General features: G+C 37.0%; 41 protein-coding genes and 1 tRNA gene. 6 read left to right on the top strand and 36 right to left on the bottom strand.

What is annotated here, in order from left to right; all coding sequences use genetic code 11:
* Nucleotides 1-28 precede the first annotated feature (28 nt).
* From FE005_RS13025 to FE005_RS13195, 35 genes are all read right to left on the bottom strand, one after another.
* Nucleotides 29-343 (bottom strand): fibronectin type III domain-containing protein, encoded by a 315-nt coding sequence (locus FE005_RS13025; RefSeq protein WP_138371945.1) that lies wholly within the window; start codon nt 341-343, stop codon nt 29-31.
* 25 nt (nt 344-368) lie between these two features.
* Complete coding sequence (locus tag FE005_RS13030; protein WP_138371946.1) at nt 369-827, bottom strand: phage tail tube protein; 459 nt, start codon at nt 825-827, stop codon at nt 369-371.
* Nucleotides 827-1234 (bottom strand): minor capsid protein, encoded by a 408-nt coding sequence (locus FE005_RS13035; RefSeq protein ID WP_113849974.1) that lies wholly within the window; start codon nt 1232-1234, stop codon nt 827-829. The genes FE005_RS13030 and FE005_RS13035 overlap by 1 nt, the downstream gene beginning before the upstream one ends.
* A complete protein-coding gene (locus FE005_RS13040; RefSeq protein WP_138371947.1) occupies nt 1234-1566 on the bottom strand; it encodes a minor capsid protein in 333 nt (110 codons plus the stop codon). Before FE005_RS13040 ends, FE005_RS13035 begins: the two co-directional genes overlap by 1 nt.
* Entirely contained in the window at nt 1566-1904 is a 339-nt protein-coding gene (locus FE005_RS13045) for a putative minor capsid protein (RefSeq protein WP_138371948.1), read from the bottom strand. Before FE005_RS13045 ends, FE005_RS13040 begins: the two co-directional genes overlap by 1 nt.
* Complete coding sequence (locus FE005_RS13050) at nt 1904-2293, bottom strand: hypothetical protein (RefSeq protein WP_138371949.1); 390 nt, start codon at nt 2291-2293, stop codon at nt 1904-1906. Before FE005_RS13050 ends, FE005_RS13045 begins: the two co-directional genes overlap by 1 nt.
* A gap of 29 nt (nt 2294-2322) precedes the next feature.
* Nucleotides 2323-2568 carry an Ig-like domain-containing protein gene (locus FE005_RS13055; RefSeq protein WP_138371950.1) on the bottom strand — a complete coding sequence of 82 codons (246 nt, stop codon included), beginning with the start codon at nt 2566-2568 and terminating at the stop codon, nt 2323-2325.
* A gap of 11 nt (nt 2569-2579) precedes the next feature.
* Nucleotides 2580-3440 carry a capsid protein gene (locus FE005_RS13060; RefSeq protein WP_138371951.1) on the bottom strand — a complete coding sequence of 287 codons (861 nt, stop codon included), beginning with the start codon at nt 3438-3440 and terminating at the stop codon, nt 2580-2582.
* A gap of 2 nt (nt 3441-3442) precedes the next feature.
* The gene (locus FE005_RS13065; protein WP_138371952.1) at nt 3443-4009 is read right to left on the bottom strand and encodes a phage scaffolding protein; all 567 of its coding nucleotides are present in this window, start codon (nt 4007-4009) and stop codon (nt 3443-3445) included.
* Between the two features lie 122 nt (nt 4010-4131).
* Entirely contained in the window at nt 4132-5280 is a 1149-nt protein-coding gene (locus tag FE005_RS13070) for a phage minor capsid protein (RefSeq protein WP_138371953.1), read from the bottom strand.
* A 4-nt stretch (nt 5281-5284) separates the two neighbouring features.
* The gene (locus FE005_RS13075; protein WP_175413553.1) at nt 5285-6799 is read right to left on the bottom strand and encodes a phage portal protein; all 1515 of its coding nucleotides are present in this window, start codon (nt 6797-6799) and stop codon (nt 5285-5287) included.
* Between the two features lie 11 nt (nt 6800-6810).
* Nucleotides 6811-8115 carry a PBSX family phage terminase large subunit gene (locus FE005_RS13080; RefSeq protein WP_230320925.1) on the bottom strand — a complete coding sequence of 435 codons (1305 nt, stop codon included), beginning with the start codon at nt 8113-8115 and terminating at the stop codon, nt 6811-6813.
* Entirely contained in the window at nt 8081-8623 is a 543-nt protein-coding gene (locus FE005_RS13085; RefSeq protein ID WP_138371956.1) for a terminase small subunit, read from the bottom strand. Before FE005_RS13085 ends, FE005_RS13080 begins: the two co-directional genes overlap by 35 nt.
* Before the next feature lie 103 nt (nt 8624-8726).
* Nucleotides 8727-9515, bottom strand: a complete 789-nt coding sequence (locus FE005_RS13090; protein WP_138371957.1) for a DUF5677 domain-containing protein — start codon at nt 9513-9515, stop codon at nt 8727-8729.
* 128 nt (nt 9516-9643) lie between these two features.
* Nucleotides 9644-9717, bottom strand: a tRNA-Lys gene (locus tag FE005_RS13095).
* A 232-nt stretch (nt 9718-9949) separates the two neighbouring features.
* Entirely contained in the window at nt 9950-10363 is a 414-nt protein-coding gene (locus tag FE005_RS13100) for an ArpU family phage packaging/lysis transcriptional regulator (RefSeq protein WP_040013712.1), read from the bottom strand.
* A gap of 191 nt (nt 10364-10554) precedes the next feature.
* Nucleotides 10555-10743: a hypothetical protein gene (locus FE005_RS13105; protein ID WP_138371958.1), complete on the bottom strand. Its 189-nt coding sequence runs from the start codon at nt 10741-10743 to the stop codon at nt 10555-10557.
* A complete protein-coding gene (locus FE005_RS13110) occupies nt 10733-10915 on the bottom strand; it encodes a hypothetical protein (protein ID WP_138371959.1) in 183 nt (60 codons plus the stop codon). Before FE005_RS13110 ends, FE005_RS13105 begins: the two co-directional genes overlap by 11 nt.
* A gap of 38 nt (nt 10916-10953) precedes the next feature.
* Nucleotides 10954-11172, bottom strand: coding sequence for a hypothetical protein (locus FE005_RS13115; protein ID WP_138371960.1), 219 nt, complete (start codon nt 11170-11172; stop codon nt 10954-10956).
* Entirely contained in the window at nt 11172-11540 is a 369-nt protein-coding gene (locus FE005_RS13120; protein ID WP_138371961.1) for a hypothetical protein, read from the bottom strand. Before FE005_RS13120 ends, FE005_RS13115 begins: the two co-directional genes overlap by 1 nt.
* Entirely contained in the window at nt 11540-11905 is a 366-nt protein-coding gene (locus FE005_RS13125; RefSeq protein ID WP_138371962.1) for a hypothetical protein, read from the bottom strand. The genes FE005_RS13120 and FE005_RS13125 overlap by 1 nt, the downstream gene beginning before the upstream one ends.
* A 296-nt stretch (nt 11906-12201) precedes the next feature.
* Complete coding sequence (locus tag FE005_RS13130; RefSeq protein WP_138371963.1) at nt 12202-12387, bottom strand: hypothetical protein; 186 nt, start codon at nt 12385-12387, stop codon at nt 12202-12204.
* 68 nt (nt 12388-12455) lie between these two features.
* Nucleotides 12456-12671, bottom strand: a complete 216-nt coding sequence (locus tag FE005_RS13135) for a hypothetical protein (protein WP_138371964.1) — start codon at nt 12669-12671, stop codon at nt 12456-12458.
* A gap of 47 nt (nt 12672-12718) precedes the next feature.
* The gene (locus FE005_RS13140; protein WP_138371965.1) at nt 12719-12997 is read right to left on the bottom strand and encodes a hypothetical protein; all 279 of its coding nucleotides are present in this window, start codon (nt 12995-12997) and stop codon (nt 12719-12721) included.
* 11 nt (nt 12998-13008) lie between these two features.
* Nucleotides 13009-13398: a DUF1064 domain-containing protein gene (locus tag FE005_RS13145; RefSeq protein WP_138371966.1), complete on the bottom strand. Its 390-nt coding sequence runs from the start codon at nt 13396-13398 to the stop codon at nt 13009-13011.
* On the bottom strand, nt 13395-13697 hold the full coding sequence (locus FE005_RS13150; protein WP_138371967.1) for a hypothetical protein: 303 nt from the start codon (nt 13695-13697) through the stop codon (nt 13395-13397). Before FE005_RS13150 ends, FE005_RS13145 begins: the two co-directional genes overlap by 4 nt.
* Nucleotides 13678-14538, bottom strand: coding sequence for a DnaD domain protein (locus FE005_RS13155; protein WP_138371968.1), 861 nt, complete (start codon nt 14536-14538; stop codon nt 13678-13680). Before FE005_RS13155 ends, FE005_RS13150 begins: the two co-directional genes overlap by 20 nt.
* Nucleotides 14539-14553: 15 nt before the next feature.
* The gene (locus tag FE005_RS13160; RefSeq protein ID WP_138371969.1) at nt 14554-15348 is read right to left on the bottom strand and encodes a PD-(D/E)XK nuclease-like domain-containing protein; all 795 of its coding nucleotides are present in this window, start codon (nt 15346-15348) and stop codon (nt 14554-14556) included.
* Nucleotides 15320-16198 carry a hypothetical protein gene (locus FE005_RS13165; RefSeq protein WP_138371970.1) on the bottom strand — a complete coding sequence of 293 codons (879 nt, stop codon included), beginning with the start codon at nt 16196-16198 and terminating at the stop codon, nt 15320-15322. The genes FE005_RS13160 and FE005_RS13165 overlap by 29 nt, the downstream gene beginning before the upstream one ends.
* On the bottom strand, nt 16195-16518 hold the full coding sequence (locus FE005_RS13170; protein WP_138371971.1) for a hypothetical protein: 324 nt from the start codon (nt 16516-16518) through the stop codon (nt 16195-16197). The genes FE005_RS13165 and FE005_RS13170 overlap by 4 nt, the downstream gene beginning before the upstream one ends.
* Before the next feature lie 67 nt (nt 16519-16585).
* Nucleotides 16586-16777, bottom strand: a complete 192-nt coding sequence (locus FE005_RS13175; protein ID WP_138371972.1) for a hypothetical protein — start codon at nt 16775-16777, stop codon at nt 16586-16588.
* A gap of 3 nt (nt 16778-16780) precedes the next feature.
* On the bottom strand, nt 16781-17038 hold the full coding sequence (locus tag FE005_RS13180) for a hypothetical protein (protein WP_230320927.1): 258 nt from the start codon (nt 17036-17038) through the stop codon (nt 16781-16783).
* Nucleotides 17031-17558 carry a helix-turn-helix transcriptional regulator gene (locus FE005_RS13185; RefSeq protein WP_138371973.1) on the bottom strand — a complete coding sequence of 176 codons (528 nt, stop codon included), beginning with the start codon at nt 17556-17558 and terminating at the stop codon, nt 17031-17033. The genes FE005_RS13180 and FE005_RS13185 overlap by 8 nt, the downstream gene beginning before the upstream one ends.
* Nucleotides 17559-17621: 63 nt before the next feature.
* Entirely contained in the window at nt 17622-17876 is a 255-nt protein-coding gene (locus tag FE005_RS13190; RefSeq protein ID WP_138371974.1) for a hypothetical protein, read from the bottom strand.
* Nucleotides 17873-18121 (bottom strand): helix-turn-helix transcriptional regulator, encoded by a 249-nt coding sequence (locus FE005_RS13195; RefSeq protein WP_138371975.1) that lies wholly within the window; start codon nt 18119-18121, stop codon nt 17873-17875. Before FE005_RS13195 ends, FE005_RS13190 begins: the two co-directional genes overlap by 4 nt.
* Before the next feature lie 165 nt (nt 18122-18286).
* On the opposite strand from FE005_RS13195, the gene FE005_RS13200 reads away from it, so the two are divergent.
* From FE005_RS13200 to FE005_RS13220, 5 genes are all read left to right on the top strand, one after another.
* Complete coding sequence (locus FE005_RS13200) at nt 18287-18652, top strand: helix-turn-helix domain-containing protein (RefSeq protein WP_138371976.1); 366 nt, start codon at nt 18287-18289, stop codon at nt 18650-18652.
* Between the two features lie 11 nt (nt 18653-18663).
* Nucleotides 18664-19137 (top strand): ImmA/IrrE family metallo-endopeptidase, encoded by a 474-nt coding sequence (locus FE005_RS13205; protein ID WP_138371977.1) that lies wholly within the window; start codon nt 18664-18666, stop codon nt 19135-19137.
* 11 nt (nt 19138-19148) lie between these two features.
* Entirely contained in the window at nt 19149-19946 is a 798-nt protein-coding gene (locus tag FE005_RS13210; RefSeq protein ID WP_138371978.1) for an SHOCT domain-containing protein, read from the top strand.
* A 65-nt stretch (nt 19947-20011) separates the two neighbouring features.
* Nucleotides 20012-20227: an XRE family transcriptional regulator gene (locus FE005_RS13215; protein ID WP_138371979.1), complete on the top strand. Its 216-nt coding sequence runs from the start codon at nt 20012-20014 to the stop codon at nt 20225-20227.
* A 49-nt stretch (nt 20228-20276) separates the two neighbouring features.
* Nucleotides 20277-21200 (top strand): hypothetical protein, encoded by a 924-nt coding sequence (locus FE005_RS13220; protein WP_138371980.1) that lies wholly within the window; start codon nt 20277-20279, stop codon nt 21198-21200.
* Here FE005_RS13220 and FE005_RS16870 read toward each other — a convergent pair.
* Nucleotides 21178-21351 (bottom strand): hypothetical protein, encoded by a 174-nt coding sequence (locus FE005_RS16870; protein ID WP_175413554.1) that lies wholly within the window; start codon nt 21349-21351, stop codon nt 21178-21180. The genes FE005_RS13220 and FE005_RS16870 overlap by 23 nt on opposite strands.
* A gap of 402 nt (nt 21352-21753) precedes the next feature.
* On the opposite strand from FE005_RS16870, the gene FE005_RS13225 reads away from it, so the two are divergent.
* On the top strand, nt 21754-22908 hold the full coding sequence (locus FE005_RS13225) for a site-specific integrase (RefSeq protein ID WP_138371981.1): 1155 nt from the start codon (nt 21754-21756) through the stop codon (nt 22906-22908).
* Nucleotides 22909-22987 lie beyond the last annotated feature (79 nt).

Raw genomic sequence — 22987 nt, forward strand, 5'->3', positions numbered from 1 at the left:
AAAAAAAGAGGGCAATAAGCCCTCCCTTTTAGTCTTTAGTTAAAATTGTTGGCGTTGACCAAGCTGAACCGGTATAAGGCCCATCATGTAGATAACGAGCTTTCTCAACATCCGTTGCGCCTACACCTTTTTCTCTGTACGTCTGAACATAGAGATAAATCTTATCTCCAGCTGCCAATGTTGGCACATCTCCAGTCGCTAAAGTCCATGAGTTTGTTTCTGTATAACCCATATTGACAGCTTGTGTTGGTTCTGACTGATTAGCATTGCCGTAATGAACAATATAACTTTGTGCATCATCTATAGCATCCCAGCTAAGAGAAATAGATCCCTCTTCTTTAATTTCCCCGGTTACCTTCCGGGGAGCATTAGGGTGTTGGTTCCGTTACTTCTGGTGTTTTGTCATAAGTGATAGCACAGCTGAAAGGTTCCCAATCAGAAGCTTCACCAGAACCGACTACGATCTTCTCGCTAAGAGTTCCAACGCCTTCAATTGTCGTTTCGTCTGTTTCAATGATCTTATGCCAAACTTTCCGATCATCACCTTTAGCACGTTTCTTCTTTTTGACAAGTTGTTGAGCTTCTTGCTCCGGATCCCAATAACCAGAAAAATTCCATTTTTCAGTTACACCAGTAACATCTGTAGAAACAGATCCATCACCGTCATAATCTGAATAATCTTCCGATTGGATATCGCCATCGTCTTCGATAGTTGTTACGTAACGCCCAAATTTCTTGTAGGCATCTTCCAATGGTTTAGTATCAGGTTTCGTTGCATCATAGTCAGCAACAAAATGTTGCCGTAGGGCGTTCTTTTTTCTTGCCATCAGTTTGTTTCCCCCTTAGGATAAGTTGTGATTTTTGCTTTTATATCAACCAAAAAGATATAGGTTCCTGTTTCATCCAGTTGATTGATGAATGGTTTGTTTGTAATGCTAATAGAGTCGAAATCAAAAGAGCCATCAGAACTATTTAGCTCCGACAGCTCTTCTAGATAATTTTGTACAAGCCAAAGTGCATTACTTATTTTCTGCTGATCTTGTGACTTCATTGCAAATTCAAAGTTCAACTCTTGATCTTTTGTACCGTCAAAGAATTCTTGGGTCACTTGGCCACCTGCTAACGGGTACAAAACAAAAGCTTCATCCTTTGGTGGTAAATAACCCAGAACACATTTGAGTGGCAGGCTCGGAATAGTGTTCACTGATTGATTTAAGCGTTCTATAAAGTCCACTACAACCCGGCTCCTTTCTTAAATGCTTTTATCCAGTCGCTCATAAAGATTGCTTCTGCTTTTAGATCCCATCTTGGTCCGGTTCCTGGAGTCGTGTACTTCCAACCGCCCGGCGCATAGAATTGGCGCCTAGTGTATACGGAAATCCATTCAATCTGACTACCATCTGGAGCGACATTACTCATTTTACGAAGATCGCCGTCTTTTTCAGGGACAAAGTTTTCGTTCATCGTTGAATGCATCCTTGATGCCATATTGAACTGACCACGCTCAAAATTTTCAGTTGACAACTTTTTCCTAACTCCACTTAAATCAACTTTGATACCAGACATCAGACTACCTCCAGTCGCCAACCAATGGACTGTCCATTTAAAATCAACGGTTTAGAAGTAATAATTGTAAACTCATCACCTTTGAACTCAATTTTTGTTTCTACTTTGAAATCTGGTAGCGGTCCACAGTAGCGATCTGTCATGGTGATAGAAGCGTTTGGAGCATCATCAGTAGAGTTTATTCCTGAACGAGTAAACTTTGAAGCAAAGTTAAACCAACAGTTTTCAACCGTCCAATCTTTGGTAATAGGATTTTGCCAATCATCTTCTCCGATTACTTCCTTATAGGTTATCGTGTGACAGAACGCTTTTTTTGGTGGTAAACGATAATAACCCATTACCCTAGCCCCCTAAACAGCAATCCCGTGCCGGATAGAAGTAAGATAGCATCGTCGGACATAATAGAGGGCGACTCGTTTGCTCCTGTATTATTGTATCTGCTAGCTTCAGTTACGCTCATACCATCTACTGACCAGCTTTGAGGACTGTTGATCTCAAGTGTCGAAGTAGCATTCGCTTGATACATATATTCTATTTGAGCTGCAACTGCCTTTTTGAATTTCGATTTGCGAAAGTCAATGTCAGATTCTAGATCGTTGAACTGATAAAAATTTCTTGTTTGTACATCAACAAGATCACAAGCTTTGTTGACTAACTCATCGAACTCGTCTTCAGTCATTGATGTATATCCGATTTCATTGTATTCCGTATAAGTCAAGTAAGCCATAAGTCCCTCCTTCCAAAAAAGAGAGCTTATTAAGCTCCCTCCGTCACGGTAACTTGGCAAGTTGCAGTTTTGCCATTTACTGTTGTTGCTGTGATCGTTGCAGATCCAGCCGCTACCGCTGTTACTTTCCCTTGTACAGGAGTGACAGTCGCAATTGCCGTATCGCTGGAACTAAATTGAACTGATTTGTCACTTGATTCTGCAGGCGAAACGGTAGCTTTCAACGTCGCTGTGCCCCCAACTTCAAGAGATAACGTCGTTTGATCTAACGTCACTCCTGATGGGGCTACGCTTTTGGGACGTAAGATACATAAATTGCTTTTTTAGCATTATCAAATACAATCGCATCGTAATAGTCCAAACCTTTAATTGTATCACGGTAGCCATTGCGATCTTGACTAGCCGGAACAGTGTCAACCGTACCAAATTTAACGATTGGAGCAATTGCTGTTAGTGGTGTAATGATAAAGTTTACAGTATCTTCAATTGTCAAACCAGACATACGGCCTTTTGCAACTTTGATAATTGGCACACCACCGTCAATTTGAGCAACCGTACGATTGATTCCGTTAATCTGCATTTGATTTGTGGAGAAAGTTTTGCTGACTCCATCAGCATTTTTCAATAATCGATAAGTAGCTGCTGAAACAAACATCACATATCCGCCAGGAACTTCATTGTCTGTCATGTATTCTTCTGCAGCGTCATATGCAGTGAGAATATTTTTCGAAGTCAAAGTTTCATTGATTTTTTTACCTGCATTGTCAAACATAACTTGAATAGCCACTTTGTCACGATGAGGAACGGTAATCAATCGTTTATGTTCAGTTACAACATTGTTAATTGTCAAAGCTGCACTCTCAGATTGATCTAACTGATCTACATCATATGCAAACCAGTCTTCATGAGTAAGTTTGATCGTTTCCTTCTCAATGCTAACTGCACTTCTAGCATTGTCTTGATTACGTTTATATTGTGTTGCTTCCACAAATCCACTCATTTTATTAATTCGGACTTCATTTACTCCGACAAAGTCAGCCGCAGTGATGCTCTTTGCTCCTTGGGTCAGAACATCCCAAACTTGAGAATCGGCACGGAATTCCTTATCAATAGTTGCTAAGTCTTTACTGTCTAATACTAAAGCCATATTTATTCACCTAATCTTTCTTGAATTTTTTGTACCATCGTTTTTTCATTGCTGCCAGCTCCTTTAGGAATGCCCCCAGCAAAGATCGTAGGAGTTGGTTTATCCTCGTTTTGTTCTTGTTGCTGAAATAAGAATGCTTTGCTTTCTTGTAGGGATTTTAGTTGTTCATCAAATCCTTGTAATTTGCCATCAACGACTTTAATCGTGTCCTTGTCTAATTGAGTAAGGACAATGTCCTCATCAAGCGCCTGTGCTTCTTTAAGCGCCAATTTGATAGCAAAATCTTTCTGTTGTTCAGCAAATTGCTTTTCGGAATTGGTTTTTGATTCGTCAAACTTTGTTTGTAAGTCAGCAAGTTGCTTTTCGAGATCTTCATTACCTTTTGCTGATTCTTTCAACGTGTCTAATTCAGCTTGGTTGGCTTGCAGTTCCTGTTTCGCACTGTCACGCTCACTTTCTGCGGTAGCTACTTGCGCATTAAGTTGCGTTACTGTCTTACCGTGCAAAGCCATCACATTTTTAGCCGTATCTTCGTCAATTCCTAAAGCGATTAAGTCTTCTTTTTTCATCAATATTCCTCCTAAGTGTTTTTAGAGCGGCAACTCCCGCTTCGAGTCCGTCTTTTAGAGACATCCGAGCAGGTCTAAAGCAAAACAAAAAAGCCCAGCAATACTAGACTTTTGGATATGGATTATGAATAAACTTGTTCCCGATCATATGATCGATGTAAAAGAGTTTTGTTGTCTTCAATAAATTGTCGCAGGACAGCTTGTCTTGCTCGTACAATCGATTTAAAGTGTTCGATGTCTTCTAGATCGCCTAACCATTCGGAAGCCTTGAGAGATTTCTTAGCCATTCTAATTGATCGCTCTAATCTTCGTTGTTTAGCAACAATTTTAGCGTTTTGTTGAGCAATTTCTGGGTTCACAGGATCAGTCATGCCAGTATCTTCCATAGGTAGTTGAGAATACCAACGATGATTACAATTAATACCGTTACATCCGGCAGGTGTCTTCCAACCATAGTCGTATACGCTAGGTAAGTGACGGTATTCTGCAGGTGCTTGAGCTTTAGGAACCATCAGAACATATTTACCCTGGATCTTGCTACAAGCATCACGAGCTGTCGGATGATGACTCATAAGAGCTGTAACTATTCCATATTCGTTTATACCTCTTTCGAGTCTCAAATCATTAAGTACAGTGCCTGTTGTTGATTTGATCACGGTACGTACATACGCCTCAAGCGTCCACGACTTCCCTGACTTGTCTTTTAGACTGACATCAATCCCTTTTTGAACCATTTCATAGATTGCCCTTCTAAAAGCTTTCTGTGGCGTTACCAGACCCCCGATGATTCTTGCGACCGTATCATTCAGAACTTGCTGATACATCTTTGCAATTGAGTTTACTTGATAATTGGTAGACAAAAGTGTCTGATTGATATGATTCTCAAAATCTAACCATTGACTTTCGAAATATTGGTTGAGTATTTGATCCAAGTTAGTCCATTCTTTAACGGGTGTTTTGGCCAAATTAGCAAGTTTCTTGTTTTCTTGCAGATTCTTCTTGTAGCCTTCTTTTGTAACAATATCGGCTAGCTCATTCTTGGTAACACCGTTGGTTTCCTCAACCAACTCATTGATTGTCTCCCAGTTAAGTAGCCCCAGTTGATCCAATTTTTCAAGATACCACTGAAAAACAGTATCCTTGGAGAGTTCTGCATTAGTTTTAATCTTTAATCGATCAACAACTAGCTGCATAATTTCTTCTTCAAGAGTTAAGTAAGAATCTTGTATTGCAGCAGATTTAATGTCTAGTTGTCGTTGAGTGATTGCCATTTAATCACTCCATTTCCTCTGGTAGACCTGCATTAGACATCATTCCGGATAACTTATCCGCACTTTGTCGCAATCCTAACTGATAAAGTTCCAATGCTTCGTCTTCTGGAAGATTCAAAATCTTCTCAAAAGCTTTATTAACTGGATAACCTAGCGTTATCAGTTGCTGATAAAACGTGAGTTTTTCACTCGTAGATGTAAATGCTCCATCATCAAAATTGACACCTACATCATCAAATGACGGGATTGAACCATCGTAGACGTTTAATGATTTACCTAGCTCGCAAACAGTGATAACCAGTTCCTTAACAAACTTTTCGATATTGGTGATTTGCATTGATCGTGTCTGATAAGTTTGAGAGTTCTCGCTGACCACTTCTGTAGCAGTTTTTGTGGATAACTTTCCAGAACTATCGAAACTAAATGTTCCGCTAGAAAGATTTGTTTCCATTTCCAAGGTTCTCAGATGATGGTTGATCGCAGCAACGTATTCCGTTGTCCGAATGCTAGTGGTTAGATCTTTGATTGTGTAATCATCCATATTGGCCCCAGGTATAATTTGGAAAGTGTCTTCGTCATCATCAAAGTACATTTTGACCTGGCCATTCTCTACACGACTTTTCAGAAGCATCTCACTCGCAGCGATCCGTCTCTTTCCTCGTCTGATTTCCTCATTGAATTCGTCAAACGTCCGGTTAATGCGGTCTAATGTCTTCTTACAGTTATCACAAACACCTAACCCCAATTGAGAATATGGAGAAATATTATTAAACCCACTTGTTTTTAGATATGCGAATAACGGTCTGGACAATACGCCTGTATTGAAAGTTGACTGAGGTTCTAGATCATCATAAAGCAAGGATAAATTGACCTGCGATCCTACTATTTCTGGCATCTCCGATCGATATAGCTCATTTGTGATTGTATACATCCCATTTTCTTGCCATTCATGAAATTCCAACAATGTGTAATAGACCTGTCTTCCGCCTTCTGTTCGGATAGTCCTGAAAGGAATAGCACATTCACTAATATTATTTGAATTACTATCTAATGGATAAAAGGCATCTGCTAACGCCCAAGAAAATTCAATTTGATTGGTTTTCTTATCCAAATACGGTCTACATGCTAGGCCACCAAGTGCAAACATTGGCTCTAGATACTTAGCAAAGTTTTTCTTGAAATCGTTGTGTTCGAATACTTTTTCGATGAACTCTTTTGCATCACCATCTACTTCAATCTCACATTGCTCATTGAAAACTACTGTTGCATACTGTCCGGCGACTTTTTTCATCATGTTAATGCTAGAAAAAGGGCGTTTTTTTGTCTTTCCGTTGCTATTCTTAAATTGAATATCATCATGCTTGCCCTCATAGTATCTAAGGTTTTCAATGATTCTGTTGTATTCTTCTGACTCTAAGTTGATTTTCGGATGGTCCAAGACCGAGTTAAGACTTTGAACTGGCAAGATAGCCTCAGCCCCCTTTCTAAATAAACTTTTAATTGACTGAATTAGTCCCAATTTGTCACCTCCTAAACCAAATATCTACGAGTGAAATAGTTTATCGCATACCGGCATTCATCCATCGCGTGGTTGTTTTTATCAACCGGTGTGCCATTGTCATTTCTCACGTACATTCCTAGCTCTTTGATAAAATTGTAATGATCATAAATACCGTTGATGTCATACAACAAAAAAACGCCCTTAGAAAAGGCGTTCTGCATTCTTTCTATTCCGACTTCGATTTTGGTTCCATTGCTCGTAATTTTATCCGAGGAATTGTTATCGGCTCTTGTAGTTTGGATATTTAGCAAATGGAGTTCTTCCCTTAGGGATTTACATGCCGGATCTACAAAAAACCAGTTGTATCTTGGTAACCAATTCCACTCTTTATAACACCAGTTTACAAACTCTTGAATTTTAGTCGCATAGACACTCATCGCAAGAGTTACACCTGTATCTGCACCACTATGGTAGTAGTTGGCCATTCGATAAAGGTAATAAGTGCCTTCATCCCAAGTGATAACATTGCAAGCACACGTTGTTGCATCAGACTGACCACCATCAGCAGTGAAGAAACATTCTACAACTTTACCTTTTATTTGACTGGAAATGTGTTTCTCACGATCAAACATTGAGTAAATCACACCTTCAGGCATCACCCTTTGTCCGAGCCAATCTCGCTTGAACAAATAATCAGAAACTGATAACTCATTTTTCAACTCGTTTTTACGTTGCTCAGTTAATATCGGATTATCATTAGGTGTCCAGTGTCTAAAGAAGAAACGTCCGGATTTTTCAAATCTTTCGAGTTCTTCAAGATTCGGATGATTTGGAGCCGGTGGATTTTGTTCAGCAAGATGGTACCGCCACTTTGCATCGAAGGTCCGTCTAAACGATTCCCTTATAAATGCTAAATTTAGCAAATTGAATTCAAGATAAACAACTGACCCAAGAGACATCCCTGTTATCGCCCCAACGCTATTAACCTTCCCTCCACCTTTATAGTAAATCTTCTTTTCTCCGATAGGAGTTTGAAGTAGCAAATGATCTCCGTGTTCATCATGACGAATACTAGAGCAGCCATCAAAGATATGCACAAGACCTAATCCATCGCCATCCATAAACATCCTATAAGCTTGTTCCTGGTTATATGCAGTCACAAGATGATTCATATCAGGACTTCTTAAATAGAAATCTGCCATTTTAAATATATCGGATGTTGTTTTTCCACTTCTGGGAGTTCCTTCGTTTAATTCAACTGTAATAGAACTAGAATCAAAATTGATATTTTCAATCTGTTTAGGACTGAACTTGATCTGTTGAGCCACTACCATCACCTCCAGATTTAACATCTAACAAGGCTTTTAGTAATTGGTTAACTTTACCACTACCATCAAGTTTAGCAGCCGTATTTTCAATAATCTTAGCCTCAGCAACGGCTTTATCAGCTTGAGCTTTCAATAGACGTTGTTTGCCTTCTCTATCAATCGGATACCTTTTCAAGATTTCTTTTAGTGCATTAGTCTTTTGATTAATATCCGGTGGTTTCTCCACTTTAATCACGCCATCTGCGGTGCCGATGTAGACTATCTCTTCGATTTCCCCACGAGCTATGCTGGTCAAAAGCTCCATTGCTTCAGTGGCATCCATAACTCTCTTAGATGCCATTTCTGAAAGAACCTTATCAATATAGAATTTTATATTAGGTTTTGTTAGGTTTTCAGCGCCAACTACTGCAGCCGTCTTAGTCGAATATCCAGCCAACCTAGCCGCTTCTGTAGCGTTTCCTAGTTTGATGTATTCGTCCGCAAATCGACGTTGCTTTTCGGTTAATTTAACCATCCATTTCCACCACCTCGCAATCTGTGTTTGTTTTGAAAATAAAAGATAAAAAAGAAAAAAAACTCAAGAACAGTGTCTTGAATTTTTTATTAGAAATAAAAGGTTATTTATTATTGTCAAAATATAGTTTTAATGAAGAACTCACTGCTCTTTCCGTGCCTTTAAGATCATAATATTTAAATGCGCTATTAAGAATAGAATATGTTAAACTTTGTACTAACTTAGTCAACGCTTCTCTGTCATCAACCTGACTCTCAATCTCTAAATAATTTTCTCCTATATTGAAATTCCTAGATACGTCACTTGAATGAGTATTCTGCGAAAAGATTCTAAAAATAGTGTTGTATTCTCCAATTTTATCCATAGATTTACATAGGTCATAAAAATTTTTGGTTTTTTCGTCAAAATCATACCATTTTCTTCGTTTCCTACCTTTCCTTGGAAGTAACTTTTCATATTGGTTTTCCCATTTATCGACACTCTCTTCAGGGAAATAAGACTCAGAATGTCTTAGAAAATCATCTAAATTCACTTGTAAAAGTTCCCTTGTCTTTCTACTTTCGTTACTATTGCCTTTTAGCAACGAAAACAATTTGGCCTGTGTTAACTTATAATCCAACCAAAAAGCTGTTCCTCTATTCACTGAGTCTTTTTTAACTATAAACTCAAGGTATATAGTTATTTCAAATAATGATCGAATCAAACTGCCGACACCAGATGTCAAATTGTTTTCCAATAAATATAATGCACTCATACTTTTCTTTCGAAATTCAATAATCAAACCATATATAGCGCCATCATGCAAACCAAATTCAATTCGTTTTTCCTCATAAAATTTATACATTATATCTTTCTCTACCTTTACTAACTGTTTATAAAAAACATCTTGCATTCTTTCACCCCTCTTAATATCAGAATATCAAGAAAGAACAAAAAATTCCATAACAAAAAACAGCCCCGAAGGACTGCTTAGTAGGAAGTATCAAAGATCATGTGAGTAATCCAATCGACAACTCCCAATCAGGAATGTAGGATTTGAACCTACGATCTTCAGATTAAAAATCTGACGCTCTACCAAACTGAGCTAATTCCTGAAAAAGACGGCTAGCGAATGAAGAAAAGGAGTGAATTCAACTCCATTCTATAGTAAATTTTTTTGTCGCCGTCTTAGTTTAAATACAGGGCGCTGAAAATGAAATTCAGAAAGGAGGTCTGCCAACACATCATAAAGGAGTGCGCCCTGTTATTTACAATAGTTGATACTACAATAATACTACGCAAAATCATGTAAAAACCGCAGTATTTCCACATAAAAACCACATCGATTCAGCAATATTCTATTAATTTTCCTTTTCGATAGGCTTCAGCAAATTCAATCAAGGCGGTTGCTTTGTAATCTTCGATTGTCCTAACCGAATAACCCATTTGCTGAGCAATTCCAACATTTGAGTATCGATCAACAGTACAATACGAATAATACAAAACTTGGCGACTATCTATTCCCAACGCCAAAAGAGCTACTACAATAGCATCCCTTTCTGCCTCCGCATCCATCATCTGGATGATCGCATCTTCTGATTTGTTGCCGTTACTTGGTGTTTTAGGCATATCAGTGATGATCGGTGAGCGGACATCAATCTTAGATCGACCAGCAATCCGCTCCAACCGACGATAATTTCTCAAAATGCTTTTTGCATTCTGCCTAGTCCTACGAAAATCTATCTCTCTTAATAGCATCATTGCTCAATCGCCCCTTTATTTGGTATAATGAAATTACCTTGGCGGGTGCAAAATCATTATTGTAGGGGCATTGGGCGGCTGCTTAATGCTTTTTTATTTGCCTTCTCTCTCGTCCATCTTCTTTCCTACAACGACTGCAGCAATCATTAATAACACGAATCCTGTAAACCCTAACACTGCAACTGTCATTCTTATCCTCCACTCTCGATTGCTTTTTTTACCATTGGATCACGATATAACATTTTGTATTTGAATTGCTCGTGTTGCAGTTGCTCTTGAAGTTGTTCAATCTGCTTCTGTTTATCCACAATTGTATAGGATAGCCAACTTTTTGCTGAGATCGCTGCTATTAATAATACAAGGATAGTTTTACGATTCATCGGATTGATCCTGTTCAACCTCTGACCAACCGTAATTGCAGTATTGTTGGAAAATTTCATGCGCTTCTTCTGCGATATCTTCTTCAGTCGCATCATCTTCCACTTCAAAATATTCAACTTCACTAACACCAGACCACGTGGTTTCAATATCAACTCTTATTTTTCTGGTCATCTTATCCCTCCTGTTTGCTATCGCTGACGATTGCGGACTTAACCACCGCCGTACGTTACCCATGCTCGTTGTTGAACTTCCTCAATGCCCAAGTCTATTACTTCCGTTGGTTCTTCTCTTGGGAAAGAATCGCTTTCGTATCCCATTTCCTCATCAATTATTTGTAAAGCAGTTGGCAAATCTTTTGCTATGCATGTGATTTGTCCACTAGACCAATCTTCCAAAACGCCATCTCCGTGCCAAATAAATAGTTTCATCACTCTTCCTCCAGTACTTTGAGATCATAATCCGAGTCAATGAATTTTTCTGTTAATTCTGGATTTATTGCATTCCCCAATTTTGTGTAGATTAAATCAAAATCATCTCGGTTAAAGTCAGATTGTAAGTAGTTATTGATGATTGCTCTGATACGGGTTTCCCAATAACTGCCCACCCCTTTATGCGCTGGTCTTGATAGCCAATGAAATATCTTTACTGTTATGTCTCTTTTTGACTCTACGCCGTTTAAGTTAAAATAAATATTCTTGGTTGGGACTAAGATTAGTTCATTTCTTCGATTGATGAATACCTTCGGTGATATTTCCGTTACAAATCCTATGAACTTTAGAACTTCTACTTGCACCATCACTCTTCCTCCTGTTCCAAATACTGTTTTAAATACTCTTGCACCATTTCCGCCTTTTCCCGATTGGTTAAACTCTTATAAGCCGCTGATAAGCAAGTTTCCCAGGAAGATGCCTCAGCTTCCAAAAATAAGTCGGATATTGATTCTAGTGGATCATTAGTTTCGCATTCGTTATCTTGCATCCAGGTGATTAAGCTCTGCTGATTCTCGTTGAGTTGCGGTTGCTTTAACATTTCAACAGCTTTATTGAATTCTTTAGCGGTATATGTCACTCCAAGAATGGTGATTGTTGGTTCAATATTCCAAGCGGATTCCTGAAATATCTTGCCTATTGTCTTTGATGTAATACTATTTTCTTCACTCACGTTCATTCCTCGCTTTCTTGTGACCCTCATTTCTGAAGGCCACAAATTCAGTTTTCTATTTCGTCGGATAACTGACTTGGTAAAATATAAAATATGTTACAATACCTAAAAGGAGGTATTGCTTTGGGAACTTTTTTAGCTTTTATTTGGTATATTTTTATAGGATTTATGCTTTATGGAATCATCAGATTGGCAGTTAAACACGGAATTTCCGATTCCAAAAAAAATAATTGATGAATCTGTTGCTACTCTTTTAGGGTAGTTTTTTTATTTCCACAATTTTGGTGGATAGTTGACTACGTACTGCGTAGAATAATCTCCTCAAAATTCCAAATTGCGAAATTGAGAGTATCAACCTTCGTACGCCAAACATTCGCCAGATTGTAATACAGCTCTTGATTTTCATCATCTGCATAAGACCTAGCTTCTTGTTCTAGCTCTTTTATTTTTGCTATGCATTCTGACTTTCTGTTCTTTAACACTTCTAAAAACTCCTTGTGACAACTTTCAGTTTTCAATCTCAAACACCTCTCTCAGTTGGTAATATCTGTCACTTACATCTTTCTTTTGCTATGCCCATATCAATTATTTGCTTAAAAAGTTCCCATTCCTCAAAAGTCATAGAAATATCGTGCTGCATAACATTTTGCTGATCCACCGTTGTAAAATAAATGAAACCTGTACCAATATCCGCAAACATTGTATGCGTGTCGTTGGCATGATTATTGACAACAGTCAAATCTTGAAAGTCCGCTGATAACGCCATATCCTCCCACCTTTCCTAGTTTGCTATTTCTTTCGATTACAAACCCCTTATTTAGCCAAAACCATATTTTTCAGCTTTACCACAGTTTGATCACCAAGAACTTTTTGCCGCCACTCGTCCTGTTCTTTGTGACAGACAATAATTCTCACATGTGCCGATTTCTCATAAATTTTCAGGCATTCAGTTCTAACCAATCCCGAAAACCCTTCGATGGCACAGTTGTAGATCTTGCCGACTTTTACTTTTGTTTTTGCTGGTCTGACCTTCGGTTGAATCTCAAAGCGACGTCCTTCCGGATGAATGACAAAAGTGTCTTGTATTCTCATGGTTTTTCCTCCTAAAACTTACTTTCGATAAATAGTCCAGTTTTTCGGTCATATTTAGCCAATATCAATTCGATTTGATATCTAAAGCAAAATAATTTAGCTTTTATTTTGAATGCCTCAGTTTGAACTCCTTTAACATCCACCGCTTGAACCAATTTGCTACCATCCCAAAATGTGAAATCCGGAGTATAAGTGATTGAGCGTATGGTTTTATTCCCTATGCGAAATTTGGGTTGAAGCTCGAATTTTTCTTGTAATCGAAGTTCAAAACCATTGGTTTCCACATATTTAGCAGCGAATGGAAGGTATCGTGCTTCAGCAACACTATCGAATTTAATGCCATTGACAACAGTTTTTCGATTGCTATATTTTGGTTTATTGGATAGTTTAGTTGCTCTCATACTGCCGCACCTTCTCTTGCCATCAGTCCTAGATATAGCAACTTGGCTTCTTGCCACATTGATTCAGTGGTTCCGGCAGTGAGAAACTCGCCATAGTGCGTCTTCGATACTTTTCCCAAGCTGATTCGAGTGTGACGATACATTACCATGAAGATTCGAAAGCGGACCTCTTCTGGCTGATTGCTGTCGAGGATTCGCTTAACGTTTTCCATCAAGTTCTTGTGACTAGGGTCTAATGCAGCGTAGATTTGCTTAATTACAGTGATTCGGTTTAATTGATCAATTTCCAAATGGATCATCCCCCGCTTCTTTTCGTAGTCGGTCCATGATCTCAGCTTCCTTTTGAGCGTTATATCCTTCTGGATCGTTGAGCCATTCTGGGATAGGCTCTGTACGGATTGGCTTATTGTTGTAAGATTGTTTAGATTGAAGAAATGACTGCTTGAAATTTTCGACTGCTATTTTTGCATCTTCAACAGTTTTTACACCTGACCTTTTCCAATCATTGAGCAGCTTAACAATATAGTTTGCAGATCTTTTTCTTTCGCTTGCTGCATAGTCAATAGCGAATAACACAACATCAAGATCGAATTCTTCCTCCACAAAACTTTCGACTCGATCAACTTGTTCTGGTCGATCCATCGGAATTATCTTTTGTGCGTAAGCATCACGAATCTTTTGCTTATCAATATCAATAATATTATTTTGTTTAGTTTCTTTTAGTTTAGTTTTGTTTATATAAGCTGAAGTATCTACTGAAGAAACTACTGAAGTTTTTACTGTAGTATCTACTGAACAATCTGCTGAAGTATTTACAGGAATAGTTCCAGTAGATGCTTTACTTACTGGAGCTATTCCAGTAGTTAGATCGATAAGAATGTAAATACCTGCTTTTGTACGTCCTCTTTTTTTATATTGAAGGAGTCCGCTTTGGATTAACTGATTACGGTTATTAATCAGTGTCTTCTCAGATGACTTAGTCATTGATTGTAGCCTTGTATTGGAAATAGATAGTTCATTCTGCCAACCGCTCAGGTTTGCTACTCGCATTAATTTGTACCAAAGCAACTGTGCCCCAGGCCCGAGTTCGTTATACTCATTCCAATTCTCGAAGGCATTAATCTGTCTGATGTAATCCAAGGTTGTTCCTCCTTTCTACATATCTATTAAATCGCCTACTTCTAAAAATCCTGTTAAAGACTTATGTTGGCGACAGTATTCACATTTCCCGCACATTTTCGGCGCTTCTTCTCCATTTTTCACTCGTAAGATATGAGGTAATTCTTGTTCCAATAATCGAAGTTCAAAATCAAAGCGTCCAAGATAAATACTGATACCAGCAATATCAGGAGGCGACTCTTTTGTTACTGCAAAGATATAAGGTGTAATTTCCCTGTTATAGGTTTGTTCGAGTAAGTTTTTATAAACAGCCATTTGTAGAATATAGCCATATTGCTCAACAAACGAAACGTAGCCACTATATTTTTGTGACCAGTATCTCTGAGAAAGACTCCGAGTCGTTTTTAAATCAACAAGATAACCTTTCTCTAAATTGAAACAATCAATTCTGGCTTTCCATTCCGTATCAAATAGCGTTCCTGTTAGAATCAGTTCTTTCTCGCCTTGATAGACAAAACGAAAAAAATCATCATATTCTAAGGTTTCAATCCTATTGATCGCCTGAGCAAACTCTGCCCGTTCTGATCCATTCTTTTTATAAATAGCACTTGCATTCTCTTGTATAAATTCTTGATGTGCCTCAGGAGACTCAAAATAGGAATGGACATAGTTTCCAACTAGTAAAGCCGTAGGATCACTCTCTGGCGACCATTCTTCTTTTAATTTTGCCAAAGTCGCTGCTTCGCATTCTTGAAATGATTTGAATTGGCTGACTGACATATACTGCCAGTCAGCTTCATTGCTATAATAGTTCTTCTTGTTTAAGTCCATCGGTATCCGTCACCTTCGCTTCTTTCAAAGGATCTTTCTTTGTTTGAGAAAATTCTTGTTCTAGTTTCGAGGATTCTTTCTTTTCGGCGGTCGGAACCTCAAACCAATCTTCTACTTTACTCATGCCATCTTTGATTGAATTATAGATATTTGCTAAATCCACACCATTTTTTTCAGTAAAAGCAGTTGCTTTATAGCCAAATCTTGCTTCAATCATTTCTTGTGTAACGTCAAGCTTTTCTTTAAACAATCTGAACATTTGATCCAGTCGTTCTTTCAGCGGCTTATCATTTGCGCCAGCCATCGTTTTATTGCATTCTTCAACTGCGGCTTCAATAATATCTCCGGGAATAACTCCTAAAATACAAGCTCGCACACGCCGTGCACCGTTGTTAGCTACTAACTCATAAATATCTCTTGGATCCTTTAAGAAAGTAACTCCTTTTTTGGTGTGGCGTTCATGTTTTACCGTGAATACTTTCTCTTGCCGTGTGTTCGTTTCAAGATCCCATGCATAAGCCATAGCAATCGATTCTCCAGGCAATTGTTGCAGTTCTTTAATTCCAAAGGATAAATTCCCCCAGTTTTGAGCAATTACTTCTGCTAATCGAATCGATGGACCACTGATCATTTGACCTCCACGGGGATAGTTATAGACAGCTGTTTTTGCTAGAGATTGGCGTTTGCATGCATCTAAAATCCGTCGTTCTGCATCAAAAGGATTTCTCGGGAACTGTTTTGCCATAAAAATCTGTCCTTTTACTTCTTCAATCTCTCTGCTTGAACTAGATTGCGCCATAACACTGTTATTTTGTTGAGAACTAAATTCGTTCGCTAAATCGTATGTCATTTTGTTTTCTCCATTTCTTTGTATTGTTTTCCAAATCCAACAAACTCAATATGCTTTAAACTTTTCGATTCATTTTCTTCAATACAATCAGCAATATTTAACTGAGTAACAATTCGTGTGATTTCTTGAGATACAATTTCCCCTAATTCAAAGTCTGGTTCATATAGTGTAAAAGTAAGTTCGAATACTGCATCTTCATCTTCTATCTGATCTCCGAAAGAGTCAGTAATTTCTGTTTCTTCAATGAAAGGAGATTCATCCTCGTCGGGAAGTCGAACTAAAAAGCTGTCCAATTCTAATATTTCTCTTGGGTTAAGCATTGTCATTTCCCCTTTTCTGTTTTAAAATGGAGACAAAGATATTTTCAAAAGTATTTCTTGTGACTTGCTATTGCTTTGGACGGCTAGCAAGTCTTTTTTCTTTGTCTTGATAGTCTTTTGCAGCCATGTCGTAGACAATATTTGCGAAAGACCATAGAAATACTAAAACTAATCCTGCTACTACATGAATTGCTGTAAATGCTACTACAAAAATCAATAGTGCTGTGACGATGAATGTATCTTTAATTGATCGTTTCATGTTTTATGCCTCCTTTAGATTTACAACATTTGAAACACTTCCAAGATTCTTACGCATCTTTGCTTCTTTAAGAATTTGATCAAACTTTCTTCCGGCACTTTCCTTTAGAAAGCGTTCAGCTTCATAAATGCTTACTACTTTGCAAGAACTAAATTGAATACTTTTGATTTCCCCAAGTTCTTCCAATTGATATACATTTTCTTTACTGGTCCGGAACTCTTTAGCCAGTTCTGGTAATGTGTAAACCAACATTTTAGTCATTCCTTTCTATTTTTTCTGATAGAATTGTCATTTCTCGCATATTCCAACCAAACCTGTTACACATTGAAGATAAAACCGATAATTCTAATCTCACTTCATCACTCAACTCATACCAATAAAGTTTTAAATGATCGATTTCATCATCTGTTAACTCATCAGGCTCAATCGTCAACAAATCCCAAATTTCATATCTCTTTTCTACTTCAATTCGCTCAAGCTCTTCTTTATCTTGACCGACCATTTTCGAAAGCGGATGATTGTCCCTCCTTTTTCTGTTCAAAGGCTTAGGTGTATGAAATAATTCAGCAGCTACTTCGAAATCTACTTCCGGATCTTGCAAATAATCAGCAATATCGACTATCTTCTCAACTCCCATGGATCTTCTTCCATTCAAAACATGACTCAGCAATTGTGGAGAAATATTTATATCTTGAGCCATCATCCGTTGATTAAGTGCTTGCTTGTCTACCTCCTTTCGATAGATAGCCGCAATGTTCTTTTCAATGGGATTTACGCTCATATCGTCATCTCCTTTGTATTTAGTTATTTATTTTCGTAGCAGTTGAACTGCCATAAAATGTAATTAAGCAATAAGTTTTGGTGTTGAGGCGAACTGCCATTTTTCATCAATATATGAATAAATGTCCTGCGCTACTTCATCTGTAGCTAAGAAACGAATAATGATTTCTTCAACACCGCCAGTGTTTATAAACAGTTCGCCTTCAATACCGATAGAAATGTTGAACTTTCTCTTTATTGCTGGAACAATCATTTCTATATATTGTTTAAGAAATCCAGAATCGATATTTACTTTGATCGTTTGTGGTTTGTCTTTCATTTGGAGACCTGCTTCAAATTATTCGTATCGATTTTCGAAACTTTAGGTTTAAAAATTTTTGTAATTGGAATGCTGAGTATCTTTGAAATCAAAGGAATTTCCTCAGATTTAAAATTATACTCTCCAATCTCCCGACGATAATATTTGGCTTTGCTGTTAAAGTTCATTTTATCAGCCATATCTTGTAACGAATATCCTTTTTCCAGTCTAGCTTTTTTAATAAGTTCTAAATCAACTTGAAACATCTTTCCACCTCCATAAGTTTCTATTTTAGCAACTTTATATCCATATAATACATTGCGATTTTAGATACGTCAAGGATTTTTATATCTTTTTTCGCAACTTTTTATATCTTTTTTCGCAACCATGTTAGAATATAGTTGCTTAAACCTCTACGAAAGGAGTAAACCATGACTGATAATACTTTAATTTCGAGAATAATTAATCTGAGAGAATCTAAAGATTGGAGTCAAGCTGAATTAGGAAGACGCTTGGGTGTTGAAAAATCCGTTATGAATAAGATTGAAAATGGTACTAGAAAAGTATCAACCGACGAACTAGCAAAACTTTCAAAAATTTTCAATGTATCATCCGATTATCTATTAAACGGTGATGACGGGTATAAAAGGGAATGGGATAATTCTTTCGAGGAAGTGAATGATAAACTTCGAGTAGTTGCTGCTCATATTGATGATGATGCAACTGAAGAAGATCTCGAAGATATTCTGCGTTATATCGAATACAGGAAAAATAACCCTTTGAAGAAAAAGAAGTAGGTGTTTTTTTGATGCAGTTGTGTGAAGAATTGATGTCTGTCACCCCTGAATTAGATTTTTTATACGATCCCCTTATGCCCGAAAAGCAAAAGGGGTTTCTCGATGGCGATGTTGTTTATTTAAATCCCAAACAGTCATACTATGAACTTCCTTGTACAATCGGTGAAGAAATTGCTCACTATTTAACAACTGTAGGTGATATTACAAGGCAAAAGACTTTAAATGACAAGAAACAAGAACGCCAAGCAAGAACGTTGGGAGCTGTAATTGTAGTTAGCCCTTATGAAATTATCAATTGTTATGAAAATGGTTGTAAAACCCTTGCTGAAAGCGCTAATTTTTTACAGATAACAATAGAAACGTTAAAAACAGCCATTGAATATTACGCTAGAAAATTTAATGGTATAAAAACAGAAAACAACTACACTCTCCTATTTCAAAAAAATGGGACAGTAGCAGTTTTAAAATCATTTAATAATTATTAGGAGATGAAAAGATGGCTGAAAAAGTGTGTGCTGTCTGCGGTAAAAAAGTTGGATTTGGATCTTATAAGATTTCTGATGGTCAACGCGCTTGTGCAAAATGTATGAAAAAAGCGGGATATGGCATGTCTACTTCTTTCAACGAAATTAGATCTATTACATTGGACGATTTAAAAAAAGATGCCAAAGCTGATAAGAAAGCACTGAAGCTCGAAAAAAAAGAACAGCAAAAAGAAAATGCAAATCGTCTCAAAGAATTCAAGGCAGATTTAAAGGTTTCTTCTTACTTATTGATTGATAGTAAAAAAAGACAATTTAAGATTAAAGGTCTTTTAAATGGTCTTACAATCTATGATTTAGATTCTATCAGAGGATATGAAATAGTAGAAAACGGTGGCTCAGTCACTTCTGGCGGCTTAGGAAGAGCTGCTGTAGGAGCGTTAACGTTTGGTGGTGCAGGAGCAATTGTTGGTGCCGTTACTGGGAAAAAACATTCAACCTCTATTGTAGAGTCCATGCAAGTTAAAATATTGATGTCTGATATTGATAATCCCGTTCTTTTTATTGATTTGATAAGTTCGAAAACTAAAAGAACTTCCATAATATATAAAACAGCTGTTAAAGACGCTGAAAAGATCATCTATTTATTGGAATCTCAATTTAAAGAATCTGCGGATATTGGAGTACAAGAGTCATCTTTGGAACCTCAGAGCAGCGCTGATGAAATACGAAAATTCAAAGAGTTACTAGACGATGGCATAATCACTAAAGAAGAATTCGAAGAAAAGAAAAAAGATTTATTGGGTTTATGATAAGTAACTATCTCCGGACCTTTCTTTTAGTTGAAAGTTTGAGATTAATAAAGGTGGTTCTTTTTTTGGATTGGTCAAACAAAGTTTATGAAGAATTAAGTGAGTTTGAAAAATTTAAGGCTGATAAACTAATCGATCTTGCGCTAGATAGCGCGAGTGACTATAAAGTAAATCCTCCTAATGAACACGATAGAATAGTTATTCGTGACTACGTTAGAAAGAATTTATCAACGTTAAATAGGATTGATGAACATACCGCCCCGCATGACAAAAATTTTTAAATTTTGGTTTAAAGAACTTAAATGAAATAATTTGAAATGAGGAATTCGTATGAAAGAGTATATATACTTGGATGAAGAACTATTGAATTCCGTCCTTGCGCAATACGAAGAAGGCTTAATAAGTAGTTTTTCAAAAGAAAGTGGCAGTTCTGGAGCTAGGCAAGAGTCATCCGAAACTACGACTGAAGGTGGCATAGATGGTATAGTATCTATTGGTGCAAAATATGTAAAGGGTGTCAAGGAACAAAGCGGAACCGAATTAACTGAGAGTCAATCAAGAACAATTGATTATGTTTTAAAAGATTACGGAGTCGACATATTATTAAATAAAATTGATGACTACGAAAAAAAGAAAAGTTCTATCCAAGATGCTGATGAAGGTGATTTCGTTGTTTTATCTAGTCCGTTTCAAATATACGACTTTAATTTAATTGCTAATATTTCAGCTCCAAAAAACATGTCAATTTTTATGCAAGAACCTGCAGAGACAGACAAATCAGAAATAAGAAAAATTCGTAGTCAACTCAGAGTTATGCGTTCTAAGGGAAAATTAACACAAGAACAAAAAATCGAAATTATGGAACTTGAAAGACAAATTCAACAAGCTGAAAAAGGCGGATTTGATGATAAGAGTCTTGATGTAATAAACAAAGCTTCGTCATTCGCTAATGAGATATTTGACAATAATATCGTCATTCGTGGTGAAAAATTGCTCATGATATGTAAAAGATCTAACTTTAGAATGAACAAAGCCGAACTTTCCTTTTTAACGGAATCTTTTCGAGAAATTAAAATTATTGGACGAGTTATTGCGATACAAACTACAGTACATCCTACTGGAAATATTGACGAAATCAAGGAAAATGAACTGAATAGAATTCCTTCTTTTTTCCATGATGTATTCTTATCTAATTTTGGTATGTTAAAAGCCGATGACCGAATACTCCGCCCTATTGCTCTTTTCTTTGAATAAAACTAAAGGACTTATCAAAATCTTTGTTTAATTTATCTAACTTCTGAAAACCTTCTTCTATTTGTTGGTGGTTATCTTTTTTGTAGCGGGAAAAAGCATTGAATTTTTCTTCTAGTTGCTTTTTATTGGATTTCGCTCTAAATAAATGCATGCTTATCCCCCCACCTTAATGATTTTTTAAGTTGATTATAACACTTTTTGGATAAGAGTACACAAATAGCTTGTCAGGTTGGAATTCGATTTTGATTAGATTACCGAAAACTTTTTTATGGTTATGACCTTCTTATTAATGGTGATCATGAGATTATTCAACACAAAAAAAACTCTCAAGCCCATTTGAATGAGTGAAAGGTGCGGATAGTAAAGGGTTAGTCCCATAGTAATGGTGCCCCTTAACTCAAATTAAGTATAATTGAATAACTTTCGCAATACAATATCAAATTTAATTTTAATGAGATTAGCCTTCGGGCTTTTCTTTTTAAAAGAAAAAGAACATATGTTTGTATAGAGCTATCCCCTACTCTATACAAAAAACAATGGAGGGAAAACATAAATGAACGGACATGTTAGAAAAGTCGGCAGCAAATGGCATTTTGTAATAGAAATGGCTAAGGTTGACGGCAAACGTCAACGTATACAAAAAGGCGGATGGAATACAAAAGCCGAAGCACAAGAAGAACTAAGAAAAGCTATGAATACATACAAGGAAGGAGGAAAAGTTAATATAAAAGAAATGAGTGTTGCTGATTACTTTGATTATTGGTTTGAAAACTACGTTGAGAAAAAGTTAAAATACAATACTCAGAAAAATTATCAAAACATCATTAAGAAATACATTAAACCAGAGATAGGCAAGTATTACTTGAGCTCTATCGGCCCCTCTCGTCTTCAAGATTTAATGAACAAGTTACCCAATGGATTTGACCGCCCTCTTGCTAAACATTCCGTAGAAATTGTATTTACTGTTTTAAAAGGAGCATTCAAAAGAGCTGTCTATCCATGGCAAGCAATCAATTCAAATCCTATGGTATACGTTGAAATGCCAACCTTCGAAAATAAGCCCAAACAAACAAGGGATGATATGAAAATTATCACTATGGATCAGTATCAAAAAATACTTGAACTTAACCCCCCATCCAGCCCTTTCAGATTACCACTCATGATTGGTTTTCATACAGGATTGCGGAGAGGTGAAGTATGTGGTCTACAGTGGTCAGATATTTCATTGGATGAGCAAACAATAACAGTAGATCGAATAATGTTACAGGACAAGCACGGAATTCAGCTTGGCACTCCCAAAACACAAGCAAGTTTCAGAACAATAGCAATTGATGATGTATTAGCAGCTGAATTAAGAAGAGCAAGAAAGAGTCAATCAGAGAATAAACTTAGGTATGGTAAATTCTATTACGATTCAACTTTTGTCTGTACAAAAGACAATGGCGAACCAGTGACACCAAATTCTATAAAATGGCACTCTTCTCGTATAAAAAAGGAACTCGGAATTGATTTTAATTTTCACTCTCTTCGACATACTCACGCTACCATGCTTTTAGAAGATGGAGTCAAGCCAAAAATTGTTCAAGAAAGATTGGGCCATTCAAGGATTGCTACAACAATGGACAAATATGTACATGTGACTAAAAAGATGAAAACAGAAGCCGTTGATATCTTCGCCCAACGATTGAAAAAATCCGCTGAAAGATAAAAAAATTGTCGCCCATTTAAATTTATGGGCGACAATCGGGCGAATGTTTTTGAAAATTCACAAAGAAAAAAACAATTGT

It is taken from the genome of Enterococcus sp. M190262, assembly GCF_005843965.1.
Lineage (GTDB): Bacteria > Bacillota > Bacilli > Lactobacillales > Enterococcaceae > Enterococcus_D > Enterococcus_D gallinarum.

What these genes read in the sequence shown, in the direction of transcription:
- FE005_RS13205 (WP_138371977.1), top strand. Translation starts at nt 18,664, where the DNA reads ATGCAGTTGTGTGAAGAATTGATGTCTGTCACCCCTGAATTAGATTTT.
- FE005_RS13170 (WP_138371971.1), bottom strand. Translation starts at nt 16,518, where the DNA reads ATGCTTAACCCAAGAGAAATATTAGAATTGGACAGCTTTTTAGTTCGA.
- FE005_RS13090 (WP_138371957.1), bottom strand. Translation starts at nt 9,515, where the DNA reads ATGCAAGATGTTTTTTATAAACAGTTAGTAAAGGTAGAGAAAGATATA.
- FE005_RS13210 (WP_138371978.1), top strand. Translation starts at nt 19,149, where the DNA reads ATGGCTGAAAAAGTGTGTGCTGTCTGCGGTAAAAAAGTTGGATTTGGA.
- FE005_RS13060 (WP_138371951.1), bottom strand. Translation starts at nt 3,440, where the DNA reads ATGGCTTTAGTATTAGACAGTAAAGACTTAGCAACTATTGATAAGGAA.
- FE005_RS13180 (WP_230320927.1), bottom strand. Translation starts at nt 17,038, where the DNA reads ATGACTAAAATGTTGGTTTACACATTACCAGAACTGGCTAAAGAGTTC.
- FE005_RS13225 (WP_138371981.1), top strand. Translation starts at nt 21,754, where the DNA reads ATGAACGGACATGTTAGAAAAGTCGGCAGCAAATGGCATTTTGTAATA.
- FE005_RS13165 (WP_138371970.1), bottom strand. Translation starts at nt 16,198, where the DNA reads ATGACATACGATTTAGCGAACGAATTTAGTTCTCAACAAAATAACAGT.
- FE005_RS13080 (WP_230320925.1), bottom strand. Translation starts at nt 8,115, where the DNA reads ATGGTAGTGGCTCAACAGATCAAGTTCAGTCCTAAACAGATTGAAAAT.
- FE005_RS13195 (WP_138371975.1), bottom strand. Translation starts at nt 18,121, where the DNA reads ATGTTTCAAGTTGATTTAGAACTTATTAAAAAAGCTAGACTGGAAAAA.
- FE005_RS13160 (WP_138371969.1), bottom strand. Translation starts at nt 15,348, where the DNA reads ATGGACTTAAACAAGAAGAACTATTATAGCAATGAAGCTGACTGGCAG.
- FE005_RS13100 (WP_040013712.1), bottom strand. Translation starts at nt 10,363, where the DNA reads ATGATGCTATTAAGAGAGATAGATTTTCGTAGGACTAGGCAGAATGCA.
- FE005_RS13065 (WP_138371952.1), bottom strand. Translation starts at nt 4,009, where the DNA reads ATGAAAAAAGAAGACTTAATCGCTTTAGGAATTGACGAAGATACGGCT.
- FE005_RS13045 (WP_138371948.1), bottom strand. Translation starts at nt 1,904, where the DNA reads ATGGGTTATTATCGTTTACCACCAAAAAAAGCGTTCTGTCACACGATA.
- FE005_RS13175 (WP_138371972.1), bottom strand. Translation starts at nt 16,777, where the DNA reads ATGAAACGATCAATTAAAGATACATTCATCGTCACAGCACTATTGATT.
- FE005_RS13030 (WP_138371946.1), bottom strand. Translation starts at nt 827, where the DNA reads ATGGCAAGAAAAAAGAACGCCCTACGGCAACATTTTGTTGCTGACTAT.
- FE005_RS13105 (WP_138371958.1), bottom strand. Translation starts at nt 10,743, where the DNA reads ATGAATCGTAAAACTATCCTTGTATTATTAATAGCAGCGATCTCAGCA.
- FE005_RS13040 (WP_138371947.1), bottom strand. Translation starts at nt 1,566, where the DNA reads ATGTCTGGTATCAAAGTTGATTTAAGTGGAGTTAGGAAAAAGTTGTCA.
- FE005_RS13110 (WP_138371959.1), bottom strand. Translation starts at nt 10,915, where the DNA reads ATGACCAGAAAAATAAGAGTTGATATTGAAACCACGTGGTCTGGTGTT.
- FE005_RS13120 (WP_138371961.1), bottom strand. Translation starts at nt 11,540, where the DNA reads ATGGTGCAAGTAGAAGTTCTAAAGTTCATAGGATTTGTAACGGAAATA.
- FE005_RS13135 (WP_138371964.1), bottom strand. Translation starts at nt 12,671, where the DNA reads ATGGCGTTATCAGCGGACTTTCAAGATTTGACTGTTGTCAATAATCAT.
- FE005_RS13220 (WP_138371980.1), top strand. Translation starts at nt 20,277, where the DNA reads ATGAAAGAGTATATATACTTGGATGAAGAACTATTGAATTCCGTCCTT.
- FE005_RS13185 (WP_138371973.1), bottom strand. Translation starts at nt 17,558, where the DNA reads ATGAGCGTAAATCCCATTGAAAAGAACATTGCGGCTATCTATCGAAAG.
- FE005_RS13140 (WP_138371965.1), bottom strand. Translation starts at nt 12,997, where the DNA reads ATGAGAATACAAGACACTTTTGTCATTCATCCGGAAGGACGTCGCTTT.
- FE005_RS13070 (WP_138371953.1), bottom strand. Translation starts at nt 5,280, where the DNA reads ATGGCAATCACTCAACGACAACTAGACATTAAATCTGCTGCAATACAA.
- FE005_RS13085 (WP_138371956.1), bottom strand. Translation starts at nt 8,623, where the DNA reads ATGGTTAAATTAACCGAAAAGCAACGTCGATTTGCGGACGAATACATC.
- FE005_RS13150 (WP_138371967.1), bottom strand. Translation starts at nt 13,697, where the DNA reads ATGATCCATTTGGAAATTGATCAATTAAACCGAATCACTGTAATTAAG.
- FE005_RS16870 (WP_175413554.1), bottom strand. Translation starts at nt 21,351, where the DNA reads ATGCATTTATTTAGAGCGAAATCCAATAAAAAGCAACTAGAAGAAAAA.
- FE005_RS13145 (WP_138371966.1), bottom strand. Translation starts at nt 13,398, where the DNA reads ATGAGAGCAACTAAACTATCCAATAAACCAAAATATAGCAATCGAAAA.
- FE005_RS13190 (WP_138371974.1), bottom strand. Translation starts at nt 17,876, where the DNA reads ATGAAAGACAAACCACAAACGATCAAAGTAAATATCGATTCTGGATTT.
- FE005_RS13050 (WP_138371949.1), bottom strand. Translation starts at nt 2,293, where the DNA reads ATGGCTTACTTGACTTATACGGAATACAATGAAATCGGATATACATCA.
- FE005_RS13115 (WP_138371960.1), bottom strand. Translation starts at nt 11,172, where the DNA reads ATGAAACTATTTATTTGGCACGGAGATGGCGTTTTGGAAGATTGGTCT.
- FE005_RS13200 (WP_138371976.1), top strand. Translation starts at nt 18,287, where the DNA reads ATGACTGATAATACTTTAATTTCGAGAATAATTAATCTGAGAGAATCT.